Raw genomic sequence first — 13,526 nt, forward strand, 5'->3', positions numbered from 1 at the left:
GCCGTCAGCGTAGCGTCTGCTCAACGAGCGTGACGAAATAGCGGAGCACGGTGGGGACGATGGCGTCGTTGAAGACATAGCGATCGCCGTGCAGCCCTTCGCCCGGTCTGACCGCTCCTGCGCCGACCCAGGCATAGCAGCCGCCGGCTTCGCGGACCATGTAGGCAAAATCCTCGCAGCCGAGGCTCGGGTTGAATGCGGTCTCGACCTGCTCGCGGCCGACAACCGCGGTTGCCGCCTGGACGGCCCGGTCAGTGGCAGCCGACGTGTTGACCAGCGGCGGGTAGCCTTTCTTGTAGGCGAGCTTGGCGGTGAGGGCATGCGCCGAGGCAATGCCTTGCGCGATGTCGCCGATCAGCCTTTCGCAATGGTCCGACAAAGTGGGCTCGAAGAAGCGGCAGGTTCCCTGCAGCCAGACCTTGCCCGGCACGATGTTGCCGACATTGCCGCCATGGATCTGGGTGATCGAAACGACCAGCGCCATTTGCGGGTCGACCGAACGGCTGACGATGCGCTGCACGGCTTGAACGAAGGCGCCGGCCGCGAGCACGGGATCGTCGCCTAGCTGCGGCATGGCGGCATGCGCGCCGGTCCCCTCAAAGTTCAGTTCGAAAGTGTCGACGGCCGCCATCATCGACCCGGCACGGGCCGCGATCTTTCCGAGCGGCAGCCCCGGCCAGTTGTGGACGGCGTAGACGGCTTCCACGGGGAAGCGCTCGAACAGTCCGTCCTCGATCATCCGCATGGCGCCGCCTTCATTTTCTTCCGCCGGCTGGAAGATGAAACAGACGGTGCCGTCGAAGGCTCTGTTGTCGGCGAGCAGCTTGGCGGCGCCGAGCAGCATCGCGATGTGCCCGTCGTGGCCGCAGGCATGCATCACGCCGTCTTTCTTCGACGCATATGGCAATCCTGTCTTCTCCAGCACGGGCAAGGCATCGAGTTCGGCCCGAAGCCCGATGGCGCGCACGCCTGGCCGTCCTCTGAGGACGCCAACCACGCCGGTGCCGCCTATGCCTTCATGAACCTCGTCGAGCCCGAAGGTGCGCAGCTTGTCGGCGACGAAGCGCACGGTCTCATACTCTTGGAAACCGAGTTCGGGGTTGGCGTGGATGTGATGCCGCCATTCCACCACCTGCGGGGTGAGGGCGGCGATGGGGTCGTTGTGCAGCATTGCGCTCTCCTTGCCGGCTATCCTAAATTCGGCCTTGTCGATGCCAGCACGTAAAGGTTTTGCGCCGGCAGCGTCTTGAACAGGATTGACCGTGTCTGGAATTCAACAGCCTCAGGAGACGACGCAGTTCTGGCGTCATCCGCGCTTTCGCGATCTTGGCATGCTCAAGGCGCGCTTCACGCGGCATCGCTACCAGCTGCACACGCACCCGACCTATGTCGTCGCCCTGATCACGCAAGGGTGCGAGCGGGTCCGCATCGGCAACGAGACTGTCCTCGCGCCGTCGGGCACGGTTCTGCTCGTCGATCCGGAGATATGGCATGACGGCGAGGCGGGTGCCGACCAGGGTTGGGCTTACCGCACCTTCTATCCGTCGGCCTCGCTCATGGGTGCGATCGCGGACGAGCTCGGGCAGGATCGCCCGCCGTTGTTTTCGCAAGCGATCGTCGATGATGCCGATCTCGTCCAGGCAGTAGGCGTCGCGCACTTGGCTTCGACATCGAATGATGCCACCAGCGCCGAAACATCCATGCTGATCGCCTTGCGCAAGCTCATCCTGCGCCATGGCGATTGGGGCGGCCGGCGGCGCGAGGCGGTCGAAAGCTTCGGATCGAAAAGCCGGCTCCGGGTCTATGAACAGGTCATCGAAGACCATCTGAACTCGGACCTCGATTTGCAGCGGCTCGCTGAAGCCGCAGGCGTGACGCGCTTTCAAGTTATCCGCGATTTCAGGAAAGTGCTGGGTCTCACCCCTGCTGCCTTCATCCGTGACCGCAGGCTGCGCCGTGCCGATCTGCTGATCCGGCAAGGTTCAGATCTCGCCGGTGCCGCCTTTGCGGCCGGCTTCTCCGACCAAAGCCATCTCTCGCGCACCTTCCGCGCCGCGCATGGAATGACGCCGGGGATGTTCAGGCGCGCCGGGACGCTGCCCTCGTCTTGAGAAGTCGAGCCATGTCGGCGGCCTTTGACGGCATGCCGATCAGAAAGCCCTGCGCCTCGACGCAGCCAGCCTTGCGCAATATGTCGAGCTGCGCTTCGGTCTCGACGCCTTCGGCGGTGACGGTGATGCCAAGTTCGGCACCAAGCCCGATGATCGTGCGCACGATCGCCGCCGTGTCCTTGTTGTCGATATCGTGGATGAAGGAGCGGTCGATCTTGATCTTGTCGACGGGAAAACGCCTGAGATAGCCGAGCGACGAATAGCCGGTGCCGAAATCGTCGAGCGCGATGCGGATACCGAGTTCGCGCAGCTGCCTCAGCGTCTTCAGCACCGTCTCGCTCTCATCCATCAGCACGGTCTCGGTGATTTCCAGTTCGAGCCGGCTGGCCGGCACACCGGAAACGGCCAGCGCCGAAATCACGCTGCGGGCAAAGTCGGCGCTTCTGATCTGCACTGCCGAGACATTGACGGCGATGCGCATTCCAGGCGGCCAGCCGGCGGCCACGCTGCAGGCCTGTTTCAGCGCCCATTCGCCCAGCGGAACGATCAGCCCGCTGTCTTCGGCGGCTGCGATGAAATCGTCGGGCGCCACCAGGCCGCGCGTCGGTGAATTCCACCGCATCAACGCTTCGGCGCCGACGATCTTGCCCGACGCGATGTTGGTGATCGGCTGGAACTCCAGCACGAACTCCCGCCGTTTCAGTGCCGTCTCGAGATCGGTTTCGAGCGCCAGGCGCGCCCGCACCAAGGCATCCATGCCGGGCTCGAAAAAGCGGTAGACGTTGCGGCCTTCGCTCTTGCCGCTGTAAAGCGCCATGTCGGCGTTCTTCAAAAGCGTGTCGGCGTCCTTGCCGTCACCGGGATACAGCGCGATGCCAAGGCTGATGCCGACATGCATGTCGCGGCCCTTGTCGCGAAACGGCTGGCTGACGACAGCGACGATGCGTTTTGCCAGTTGTTCCGCATCGGTGGCGCCTTTGGGATTGAACTGCAGGATGGCGAACTCGTCGCCACCAAGGCGGGCGACCACATCGGTGTCGCTGCGCAGGCTGTGCCGCAACCGCTCCGCCACGCATTTCAGCAGCCAGTCACCGGCCGGGTGTCCCCAGGTGTCGTTAACGGCCTTGAAGCGATCGAGGTCGAGCGAGAAGATCGCCAACGGTGTATCGCCGGTCATCGCCTGGTCGAGCCGTTCGCGAAACATCGAGCGGTTGGGCAGGTCGGTCAGCGTGTCGTAATGGGCAAGGTGGCTCATGCGCTCTTCGGCGCGCCGGCGCTCGGTGATGTCTTCGAAGGTCGCCACCCAGCCGCCACCGGTAAGCGGCCGGCGCGCAACCAGCAGCGTTCGGCCATCGGCAAGGCTGCGGTCTGTCGAACGCTCCTCACCGGCCTGCAGGCTGGCTCTGGTGTTGGCGATCTCGCCGTCGATGTCCATCGACGGATAGATGCGCAGTCGCACCATCTGTTCGAGCAGGGCGCGCTGGCTCATGCCGAGCGGGAAGTCGTCAGGCGTGACCTTGTAGAGGTCGAGGAAGCGCTGGTTGCGCACGATCAGCGTGCCTTCGGCGTCGTACATCAACAGGCCTTGCGACATGTTGGCGAGCGCCGCATCGAAGCGGCGGTGCTGCTCCTTCAGTTCCTGCTCGGCCCGCCTTTGCTCCGTAATGTCCTCATAGATCGACACCCAGCCGCCTGAGGCCAGCGGCCGGTGCGTGATGGAAACGATGCGTCCGTCCGACAGTATTTCCTCGTAGGTCGAGGCTTGCGCGCGCTCGATATAGGGCTTGCGGATGGCATACAGGTCTTCGGCGCTCTGTGAGGCGACACCGATGTCGACGCTGTGCTTTAGAATGTCCAGGAACGCGATGCCGGGCCGCACGATCTTCGCGTCGAGGGAGAAGATGCTGATATAGTTGCCGTTGCAGATGATCATCCGCTCGTCGGCGTCGAACATGCACAGCCCATGCGACATATTCTCGACGGCCGCGGAAAAGCGCTCGTTCTGGTGGCGCAGTTCGTCGGCGATCTGCCGTGGCGCGGCGACGCCTCCGGCTCCCCGTCTGCGGACGGGCGAACCACCCTTGACGTGCGCAACGGACATGAGGCGTGCCTGCTGACCGTGATCGAAACCCGGTACTGTGGTTACCGCTGGTTAATTTAGCGTATGTTCACTGCGCCGAATGCACGGCAACCGTTGCCTGGCGTTGCTTTTCAAGCGTTGCGTAGCGTTTGAGGAAGGCAGCTTGCGCCGAGGTCACCGAGTGCGGCTTAAAGTCGAAGCGGTCGGCATTGAACCCGCGCGGCCGGCCGAAGAACTCGGTTGCTTCCGCGGTCGAGAAACCGGCAAGCAGCGTCGCCTCGTAATAGGCGGCGATCTGGTCGGCGCGCTTGATCTCCTTGCGCAAGCCGACGCCGAGTTCGGGCGGCAGCGAAAAGCGCTGATGGATGGCGCGCTGGAGACGCAGCTCACACTCCTTGTAGGAGCCGCCCATTACCGATTTGAACGGCGAGATCATGTCGCCGATGACATATTCCGGCGCGTCATGCAGCAGTGCTGCCAACTGAGCATTGGCCGAGGCGTCCGGCTGCAACTCGCTGAACAGCGCCTCGACCAGCAGCGAATGCTGGGCGACCGAAAAGGCGTGATCGCCGCGGGTCTGCCCGTTCCAGCGGGCGACGCGGGCAAGCCCGTGGGCGATGTCGGAGATTTCGATGTCGAGCGGCGAGGGATCTAGCAGGTCGAGCCGCCGTCCCGACAGCATGCGCTGCCACGCGCGCGGTGGCGCTCCGACGCGATCGGCAGCCATCAGGCGTCCTCCGCGCCGATGGCTTCCCTGGGAAAGCTGAACTGCGCCCAGGCCGGGATGGCGAGCGAGACGGTGACATCACCGGCCAGTACCGGCTGGCCAGCGTCGAGCGCCGCCTTGACCCGGTCGATGCGGGCAATGGCGAGTCCGGCCGTGCCCGCGGTCGAGCCGAGCGTGCCGACCGGCCGCCCCGCAACCGTCAGCTCCGTGCCGGGCGCGGGTAAGGCGCGGTCGGCCGAAACGATCAGCACGCGGCGCCTGGCGGTGCCGCGATGCTGCATGCGCGAGACCACTTCCTGGCCGACATAGCAGCCTTTCTTGAAGCCGACGCCGCCGGTCTCGTCGAGCAGCACGTCGTGAGGGAAGGCATCGCCGAGCTGATAATCGGAACCGCTTTCGGCAATGCCTTTGGCGATGCGGAGCGCCTTCCACGCAGCCGGGTCGCCACCTGCGGATGCGCCGCCATAGGAACGGCTCACAACCACATCGCGGAAGCGGACATCGGCAAGTGTCGTTGAATCAGAAGGTGAGGCGCTTGAATCATCGCCCCAGGCAACCGTCACAAGCACTTGATCCTGCCTAGCAATCTCGGCCTTGGCGCGCAGCTTGTAAAGCATCAGCCGGCGCAGGAAGTCGTCTGCGATATCGGCACGGCAATCCAGCCGGAATGCGTCTTCGCCGCTACGCGAGATCAGGAAATCAAACAGGATCTTGCCTTGCGGCGAAAGCAGCGCACCGGGCTTTGCCGCGTCGACGGCCAGCGTGTCGAGGTCGGTGGTGAGGATGTTCTGCAAAAAATGCTCGGCATCCGGGCCTGACACGGAAATGAGAGCGCGGTCTTTGAGCAGGGCAAAAGGCATGGGCGGCAAAGAACCTGATCTTGCAAAACGGTCGGCCTTTACGTAAGCCGACGATACTCCCCCCGCAAGAGACCGAACGCCCATGGCCACCACCTACGACCTCATCCTGACAGGCGGCACGGTGGTCAACCATGATGGCGAGGGCGCGCGCGATGTCGGCGTCAAGGGTGGTCGCATCGTCGCAATGGGCGATCTTCGCCAAGCTTCGGCCGGCGAAGCGATCGACTGTCGCGGGCTGCACGTCCTGCCCGGCGTCGTTGACAGCCAGGTGCATTTTCGCGAGCCGGGGCTGGAGCACAAGGAAGATCTCGAGAGTGGATCTCGCGCCGCTGTTCTGGGCGGGGTCACCGCCGTCTTCGAAATGCCCAACACCAATCCGCTGACCACCAGCGAGGCGGCGCTTGCCGACAAGGTGCGCCGCGCCACCAGCCGGATGCATTGCGACTTCGCCTTCTGGGTTGGCGGCACACGCGAGAATGCCAATGATGTCGGTGAGCTCGAGCGGCTGCCGGGTGCTGCCGGGATAAAGGTGTTCATGGGCTCGTCCACCGGCGACCTGCTAGTCGAGGACGACGAGGGTGTCGCATCGATCCTGCGCAACACCCGCCGCCGCGCCGCCTTTCACTCGGAGGACGAGTTCCGGCTGCGCGAGCGCCTCGGCTTGCGCGTCGAGGGCGACCCGTCCTCACACCCCGTCTGGCGCGACGAGATCGCGGCCTTGCGCTGCACCGAGCGGCTGGTGCGCATCGCGCGCAGCACCCGCGCCCGCATCCATGTCCTGCACATCTCCACTGCCGAAGAGATCGTGTTCCTCGAACAGCACAAGGATGTCGCCACCTGCGAGGCGACGCCGCACCATTTGACGCTCACCGCCGACGACTATGCGCGGCTGGGCACGCTGATCCAGATGAATCCGCCGGTTCGCGCGGCCCGCCATCGCGACGGCGTCTGGCACGGCATTGCGCAAGGCATTGTCGATGTGCTCGGCTCCGACCACGCCCCCCACACGCTGGCCGAAAAGGCAAAGCCCTATCCGGCCTCACCGTCTGGCATGACCGGGGTGCAGACGCTGGTGCCGATCATGCTCGACCACGTCAATTCAGGCCTGCTGACCCTGCAGCGCTTCGTCGACCTCTCCAGCCACGGCCCGCAGCGCATCTTCGGCATGGCCCGGAAAGGCCGTATCGCCGCAGGCTATGACGCCGATTTCACCGTTGTCGACATGAAGTGCCGCGAGACCATCACCAATGCGCAGGCCGGCTCCAAGGCCGGCTGGACGCCCTATGACGGCAAGGAAGTCACCGGCTGGCCGGTCGGCACCATCGTGCGCGGTCGTCGCGTGATGTGGGAAGGCGAGATCGTCACGCCAGGACAGGGCAGGCCGGTGGAGTTTTCCGAGGCGCTGCCGGCTTAGGCGGCCGGATAACGAACCACCATACGTGTCCTCGGCTACGGATCCCCGTTCGACCGCCAGGCGGGACAGGCCAATACCGCGGCGTATTTACTAACCAAAGCGGTGCATTGTTCTGCCAAATCCGTCACTCTCTTTGTTTGGACGCAATTCGGACGGAAAGCCGTTTCACACTTTTCCTGGAATTACTCTGGAAAGCATCCGGCAAGACAGACTCTAATTCTCGTTTATTGGGGGGAATTATGCTCAGATATATCTCCGCTATCTTGATCATTCTGGGTATGACTGAAGTTTCGGCAAATGCCCTGGATACCCCGAAGCAGGGTGTGTCTGAATTGAGCGGATCGGAATTCAACTACTCTATAATCGACCTGGGTTCGAACAAGAGACGCATAGAGGTCATTCATAACAGAGAAAAGTATGATGGGCCGCTGGCGGAGATGTCGTTCCGAGATCGGCATCTGCAAGTTTTTGGAATGGTGGCGAGATTGATCAAGGGTAGTTGCCAAAATGGCGTCAGCGCCCTGGGGAGTATAGCCGTAAGCAGGGATCCTGAACAAGACGAGGATCCCGACGCTGAGCATCCTCAAATTTTCACTTGGGAATACAGTTGTAAATAAGCGCCTCAACCGCGCAGGAGAGACAGCTATTCGCCGGCCGTTCAATCCCCGGCGACGAAAAACGTCCACTGCCCGGTGGGCGTAATGCCGACGCGGTAGAAGATGTAGGCTCCGAACTGCTTCATGTCGTCATAGTCGCCGGCGGTGACGATCTTGAACAGTTCGACCCGCTGCCTGGCGTTGAGCTTGTCCAGCGGCAGGGCGAAGAAATACGGCCAGACATAGAGTTCCTGCGGTGTGCCGACGTCTACATGGACATAGCCGGCATTGAGCACCTCTTCCAGGATGGCGAGGATTTCCTGACCTTCCTTGTCGCCCGATAGCCCTTTCAGGAAGGCGATCGGGTCGCCCTCGATTTCGCCCAGCGACAATTGGGTCATGGTGTCGCCCTTGCCGATCAGCGGCCGCAGCTTCTCGATGTCGCCGCTGACGCAGGCCTCGACCATCAGATCGCGCATGCGCCTGACGGGCTCGGGCAATTTGGAAAGGCCATAGACGACTTCGGGCACCGGCGCTTCTGGATCGGCACGCGGGTTGGCCACGCCGCCATCGTTGGCGGGGGCTTCCGGTTGGCTTTGTCCGGGCTCCGTGGGCGATTTCGGCTGGCTGGCGGCCGGTGGCACCGTGCCGGGCAGATCGGGCATTGGCACTGAATTTTCAGACGGCGCCGTCTCACCATTGGCTGGTGGCCCGGCAGGAGCTGGAAGCTCCTCGCGCTTGATCTCGCTCAGCGCATAGGCAGGGTTGCTGGTCAGGACAAGCGCCAGCGGAACCGCGGCGCAAGAGGCGGCAAGCCAGATGCTGAGGACCACGCCGCGAGGCCGGCCTGACATCGAAAAATTCACCGCTTGCCTCTCCTTGGGCCTAGGCTGTTCAGGCATGATGCCCAAACGGCGCGCCGTCGTCAAAGAACCGGTAAGCTGGCGATGCACCCTCTGAGACGCGCGACGCCTAGTGCCGAAACCGCTCCGGCTCGAAGGCGCCGGCGATCACCTTTTCACGCATGCGATCGAGCAGGGCAAGGGCCGAGGTTTCGCCATTGGCTCGCAGCATCTCGCCGAACGCGGTTTCAAGCGCTGCCTCGGCGATGATTTCAGGTTCTATGCCGGCCGACAGACCTTCCGCCCAGGCCTCGCTATGGCTTTCCACCGCGGTCAGGCGCTTTTCTTCCCTGACCAGCGCGTCGATGTCGTTGACGCCATGTTCCATTTGCGATGTCCACCTTTTCAAGCGGCGGTCCGACGGGTCGGATCCGGCTTGGGCTGCCCCTATCTCACGCAGGCTAAGTAAGTATCTGTAAATACGACATTTTTTTGATCGTCTTTACAAACTTCGTCGCCTGCGTTCGGTCCGATTCAAACTTAGCCGATTAGACCGGTGAGCGGGATGAAAACCTTCAGTTTGAGTTAATTCCGCATTCGCGCGCTAACGTTTCGTTAATACTGTTGCGCAAGTGCAACACCAAGATTGCATCAACGTGCCGTGGATACAAGGCGGGTGCTCGAAAAGGCGTTCGCTAAACGCCGTCTGGCGCTCGTCAGTTGCCGTAACGCGAGGCGATGTCGCGCGACAGCGTCTCGCCTTCCTTCATGTAGCGGCTGATGGCTTCGGTCGCTGACGGCGTGCATTGGGTATAGGTGCCGCCGAAGGAACGGTAACCGCGGTTGAAGCTGGCGATGAAGCGGGCACGCCGCTCCGGATCGGGATTTTCCGAATCGATCAGCTTTTCCATCTCGGTGCGCCACTGGTCGCCCTTTTCGCCGCACAGATTGCGCAGGAAATGCAGCGACCCCAGCACCTCGGCCAGTCGCATCAGCCCGGGCTCGAACGGCGACTCGGCGGCCAGCGCCGGCTGCACGGCAAAAGCCGTGGCGGTGGCGATGCATGCGGCAAGGAACAGCGAGGTGCGGGTCATAAGTCTATCTGACGAAACATTTTGTCGCCTGCAAGGCGATTCTCGGAGCGGCAGATATGGGCCTGCTTCAGGCCAAAAGCTCTTCAGCCACCTCCATGACGTCACCCGCGAGCGGCAGCATCGCCATTTCATCAAGACTATAGAAGGCGGCGGTCTCGGCATCGTCGCTGGCCGTCGCTTCGCCGCCGGCATAAACGGCGCCGAACACGGTCAGCAGATAGTCGACCGGGTGATTCTCGCCCCTGCCGTCGATGTGGATGTCGCGAAGCGGACGATAGTCCTGCGCCCGCAGCCCGGTTTCCTCCAGCAATTCGCGCACTGCTGCTTCTTGCAGCGTCTCGCCGGGCTCGACCTTGCCGCCGGGAAAGGCATAAAGCCCCTGCGACGGCGGCCGCGCCCGTTTGACCAGCAGCACCGTCCTGCCGCGCACGACGGCGACCGAGACTGCGGGAAGTATCTTGCGCTGCTCGTTCATCGATATCGATTCGCTTATGTGAGGCCCACCCTGTGGACCGGCTGGCAGCGAGCAGCTTTAGCGGTTGCGCAGCGCCGGTTCCATCGCCACGTTCGCGATCGGATCAATTCATCGAGCTTGCCAATGTGCGGACGCTTTGCCCTGACCGCGACGCCCGACCAGACCGCCGCCTTGCTCGGCCTGGCGGAGCTGGAGGATTTTCCGGCCCGCTACAACATCGCGCCGACGCAGCCGGTGCTGATGGCGTTGTCGGGGCCGCCGCGCATGCCGGGCTCGAATTTCCCGGATCGCCAGGCGATGCCGGTGCGCTGGGGGCTGATCCCCACCTGGGTCAAGGACACCAGGGAATTTCCGCTGCTCATCAACGCGCGTTCGGAAGGCGCTATTGAAAAAGCCTCGTTCAAAGCCGCCATGCGCCATCGCCGTGCCTTGGTGCCGGCCTCCGGCTTCTATGAGTGGCAGCAATCCGGCAGCGGCAAGAAGGGCCAGCCCTACTGGATACGGCCGCGGCATGGCGGGTTGATCGCCTTTGCCGGGCTGATTGAAACCTATGCCGAGCCGGGCGGTTCGGAAATGGACACCGGCGCCATTCTTACCGTCAACGCCAATGCCAGCATCGCCCATATCCATGACCGGATGCCGGTGGTGATCGCGCCGGAAGATTTCGCCCGCTGGCTGGACTGCCGCACGCTCGAACCGCGCGACGTGGCCGACCTGCTCAAACCCGCGCTGCCCGATTTCTTCGAGGCAATTCCGGTCTCCGACCTCGTCAACAAGGTCGCCAACACCGGGCCGGAGATACAGGACATGGGCATCGTCGAGCCCGGCAAGGTCAGGCGCCAGAAGCCCGGCGCGGACGACAGTCAGATGACGCTGTTTTAGAGCGCGTTCCCAAGAAGCCAGGTCCGGTCTTCGGGAAGAACCTGCTCAATAGGAAGAGCTGTTGTTTCAGGCGCGCTATAGGCGCCTCAGCCTTCCGTTCCGGCGCACGCCTTGTCGGCGGCCGGCACGATGCCTGTTCAGGCAGCGCGGGGCGAAGTGATTTTCGGCGCCGGCTTTTTATTCTTCGCGGTGTGGAGAAGGGCGGCGACGATCGCGGCCGGGCCGATCGCACGGTAGTGGTTGGCGAGCGCCGGTTGCTTGGCGCGGCTCGATTCCTGCTTGGTTCGTGACATCGATCTCTTCCCTGTAACATTTCCGTGTCTGCGTTTGCCGGCCGAATCTGACCGAATCGTGACCTATGGTGAACTAGCCGGCGAATGTTTCATGACTGTGCCGACATGTTTAATAAAATGTTTCAGCGGCTCCTGACCTATGAACCAGCGATGCTTTTGCCGGAAGTTGCGACTTGACGGCAACACCGGCCAAGGCGATAAAGCCGCCGATGAAAACGTTTTTCGCCATTTGTGGCATTTGCATTATTGGCTAGCTTCGCGCTGGTCCGGACGTTTTCGCCTCATCTTTCCCCAGAGTGGACAAACGCCCCGGCCAGCAGGCTGGAGCCCGATTTGTGCCTTGGCACAGGTAAGGCTCTCTCCAGAACTTAACGGACCGGAAGGGCACGCATGTCTGACGCATCGAAGGGTCTCAGCCTCTACAACACGCTAACGCGGACGAAGGACGTGTTCGTCCCGATCGACCCGTCGAATGTGCGCATGTATGTCTGCGGCCCAACCGTCTACGACTTTGCCCATATCGGCAATGCGCGTCCGGCGATCGTCTTCGACGTGCTGTTCCGTTTGCTGCGTCACCTCTACGGCGAGGCTGGTGTCACGTATGTGCGCAACATCACAGATGTCGACGACAAGATAAACGCCCGTGCGCTGCGCGATTTCGGCGCCGAGATCGCGTCGGGAAGCCTGACGCTCAACGAGGCGATCCGCCGCGTTACCGAAAAAACCGCCGACCAGTACCACAAGGATGTCGCCGCACTCGGCTGCTTGCCGCCGACGGTCGAGCCGCGCGCCACCGAGTTCGTCGCGCGCCGCGCCGACGGCAAGGTTGACATGATCACCCTCATCGAACGTTTGATCGAACGCGGCCACGCCTATGTCGCCGCCGGCGAAGTGCTGTTCGACACCGCCTCGATGCCGGATTATGGCGAGCTGTCGAAGCGCAATCTCGACGAACAGCAGGCCGGTGCGCGAATTGCCGTCGACGCTCACAAGAAGAACCCGGGCGATTTCGTGCTGTGGAAATTGTCGTCACCGGAAGAGCCGGGCTGGGCCAGCCCATGGGGCAGGGGCCGGCCGGGCTGGCACATCGAATGCTCGGCCATGTCGGCCGCCTATCTCGGCGATGTCTTCGACATCCATGGCGGCGGCCTCGATTTGATCTTCCCGCACCATGAGAACGAGATCGCCCAGTCGCGTTGCGCCCACGGCACCGACGTCATGGCCAATGTCTGGATGCACAACGGCTTCCTGCAGGTCGAGGGCCAGAAAATGTCGAAGAGCGTCGGCAATTTCTACGCGATCGCCGAACTGCTGGAGACCGAGACCTTCGGCGGCCGCAAATGGCCGGGCGAGGTGCTGCGTCTGGCGATGCTGATGACGCATTACCGCGAGCCGATCGACTTTTCCGTACGCAAGCTGGAAGAGGCCGAGAATACGCTGCGCAAATGGAAGCGCGCCGCCGATCTCGCCCCGTCGGCAGGGCAAGTTCCGGCGGAGGTTGTGGCGGCGCTGTCTGACGACCTCGCCACCTATGCCGCCTTCCAGCAGCTCACGCAGCTTGCCGGTGAGGCCGCGGAGGGCAACGAAGCGGCCGCATCGCTGAATGCATCGCTGTTGTTCCTCGGCTTCGATATAGGCGCGGCCAAGGTCGACGAGGTTGCGGTCGCCAAGGCGATCGCCAAGCGCTTGGAACTGATCGCAGCGAAAAACTGGGCCGAAGCCGATCGCATCCGCGATGAGCTTCTGGCGCAGGGCGTGCAGCTGAAAGACGGCAAGGATCCTATCACTGGCGAACGCGTGACGACGTGGGAGGTAAAGCGGTGAGGGTGGCGCGAGACACCGTTGTAAGATTGGCGAAGGCCGGAGCGACAGCCAATCTCCCCCCTTGCGGGGGAGATGTCCGGCAGGACAGAGGGGGGTGTGAAGGAACGCCAGCGTTCCTTCTTGCCCACTTTCATTTCGGTCACTTTCTGAGAACGCAATGGCTGCCGGTTGAGACGCTGGCGGGACAGCACTCCCCTCTGTCCTGCCGGACATCTCCCCCGCAAGGGGGGAGATCAGCCCTCGCCTCGGTTTTCGCTAATCGCCAGCGCGGAGTGGCCTGAGCATGGGTCACGACCTCGTTCCATCGCGTCAGCGCAAGAATGCAAAG

General features: G+C 62.9%; 14 protein-coding genes. 5 read left to right on the forward strand and 9 right to left on the reverse strand.

Translation table 11 applies throughout. The features are described from left to right. Window positions 1–4: 4 nt before the first annotated feature. A complete protein-coding gene (locus tag NKH54_RS29895) occupies window positions 5–1,171 on the reverse strand; it encodes an amidohydrolase (RefSeq protein ID WP_023692869.1) in 1,167 nt (388 codons plus the stop codon). Between the two features lie 91 nt (window positions 1,172–1,262). Here NKH54_RS29895 and NKH54_RS29900 point away from each other — a divergent pair, with 91 nt between their 5' ends. Continuing rightward, the gene (locus tag NKH54_RS29900) at window positions 1,263–2,111 is read left to right on the forward strand and encodes an AraC family transcriptional regulator (RefSeq protein WP_031198851.1); all 849 of its coding nucleotides are present in this window, start codon (window positions 1,263–1,265) and stop codon (window positions 2,109–2,111) included. Here the strand turns inward: NKH54_RS29900 and NKH54_RS29905 are convergent. The 3 genes from NKH54_RS29905 to ygfZ all read right to left on the reverse strand — a co-directional run bounded on the left by NKH54_RS29905 (window position 2,080) and on the right by ygfZ (window position 5,778). After that, a complete protein-coding gene (locus NKH54_RS29905) occupies window positions 2,080–4,212 on the reverse strand; it encodes a putative bifunctional diguanylate cyclase/phosphodiesterase (protein WP_023692871.1) in 2,133 nt (710 codons plus the stop codon). The two genes, NKH54_RS29900 and NKH54_RS29905, sit on opposite strands and share 32 nt — an antisense overlap. A 67-nt stretch (window positions 4,213–4,279) precedes the next feature. Further along, entirely contained in the window at window positions 4,280–4,918 is a 639-nt protein-coding gene (locus NKH54_RS29910) for an HD domain-containing protein (protein WP_023670260.1), read from the reverse strand. After that, window positions 4,918–5,778 (reverse strand): CAF17-like 4Fe-4S cluster assembly/insertion protein YgfZ, encoded by an 861-nt coding sequence (gene ygfZ / locus NKH54_RS29915; protein WP_023684483.1) that lies wholly within the window; start codon window positions 5,776–5,778, stop codon window positions 4,918–4,920. Before ygfZ ends, NKH54_RS29910 begins: the two co-directional genes overlap by 1 nt. Before the next feature lie 82 nt (window positions 5,779–5,860). Between ygfZ and NKH54_RS29920 the strand changes: the two genes are divergently transcribed. Beyond that, window positions 5,861–7,192, forward strand: a complete 1,332-nt coding sequence (locus NKH54_RS29920; protein ID WP_023673560.1) for a dihydroorotase — start codon at window positions 5,861–5,863, stop codon at window positions 7,190–7,192. A gap of 239 nt (window positions 7,193–7,431) precedes the next feature. Beyond that, the gene (locus tag NKH54_RS29925; RefSeq protein ID WP_023692873.1) at window positions 7,432–7,809 is read left to right on the forward strand and encodes a hypothetical protein; all 378 of its coding nucleotides are present in this window, start codon (window positions 7,432–7,434) and stop codon (window positions 7,807–7,809) included. 41 nt (window positions 7,810–7,850) lie between these two features. Here NKH54_RS29925 and NKH54_RS29930 read toward each other — a convergent pair whose 3' ends face one another. The 4 genes from NKH54_RS29930 to NKH54_RS29945 form a co-directional block, all read right to left on the reverse strand. After that, window positions 7,851–8,654, reverse strand: a complete 804-nt coding sequence (locus tag NKH54_RS29930) for a hypothetical protein (protein WP_353029537.1) — start codon at window positions 8,652–8,654, stop codon at window positions 7,851–7,853. A gap of 106 nt (window positions 8,655–8,760) precedes the next feature. Continuing rightward, window positions 8,761–9,018, reverse strand: coding sequence for a hypothetical protein (locus NKH54_RS29935; RefSeq protein ID WP_023673564.1), 258 nt, complete (start codon window positions 9,016–9,018; stop codon window positions 8,761–8,763). Window positions 9,019–9,346: 328 nt separating this feature from the next. Continuing rightward, entirely contained in the window at window positions 9,347–9,724 is a 378-nt protein-coding gene (locus NKH54_RS29940; protein WP_023692875.1) for a TIGR02301 family protein, read from the reverse strand. Between the two features lie 67 nt (window positions 9,725–9,791). Further along, window positions 9,792–10,199 (reverse strand): NUDIX hydrolase, encoded by a 408-nt coding sequence (locus NKH54_RS29945; protein ID WP_353029538.1) that lies wholly within the window; start codon window positions 10,197–10,199, stop codon window positions 9,792–9,794. A gap of 123 nt (window positions 10,200–10,322) precedes the next feature. Between NKH54_RS29945 and NKH54_RS29950 the strand changes: the two genes are divergently transcribed. After that, complete coding sequence (locus tag NKH54_RS29950; protein WP_353029539.1) at window positions 10,323–11,081, forward strand: SOS response-associated peptidase; 759 nt, start codon at window positions 10,323–10,325, stop codon at window positions 11,079–11,081. A 137-nt stretch (window positions 11,082–11,218) separates the two neighbouring features. Here NKH54_RS29950 and NKH54_RS29955 read toward each other — a convergent pair whose 3' ends face one another. Beyond that, window positions 11,219–11,374: a hypothetical protein gene (locus NKH54_RS29955; RefSeq protein ID WP_023673568.1), complete on the reverse strand. Its 156-nt coding sequence runs from the start codon at window positions 11,372–11,374 to the stop codon at window positions 11,219–11,221. A gap of 390 nt (window positions 11,375–11,764) precedes the next feature. Here NKH54_RS29955 and cysS point away from each other — a divergent pair, with 390 nt between their 5' ends. Next, window positions 11,765–13,198, forward strand: coding sequence for a cysteine--tRNA ligase (gene cysS / locus NKH54_RS29960; RefSeq protein WP_353029540.1), 1,434 nt, complete (start codon window positions 11,765–11,767; stop codon window positions 13,196–13,198). Window positions 13,199–13,526: the final 328 nt, after the last annotated feature.

Source organism: Mesorhizobium sp. M1004 (genome assembly GCF_040318795.1).
Classification (GTDB): domain Bacteria; phylum Pseudomonadota; class Alphaproteobacteria; order Rhizobiales; family Rhizobiaceae; genus Mesorhizobium.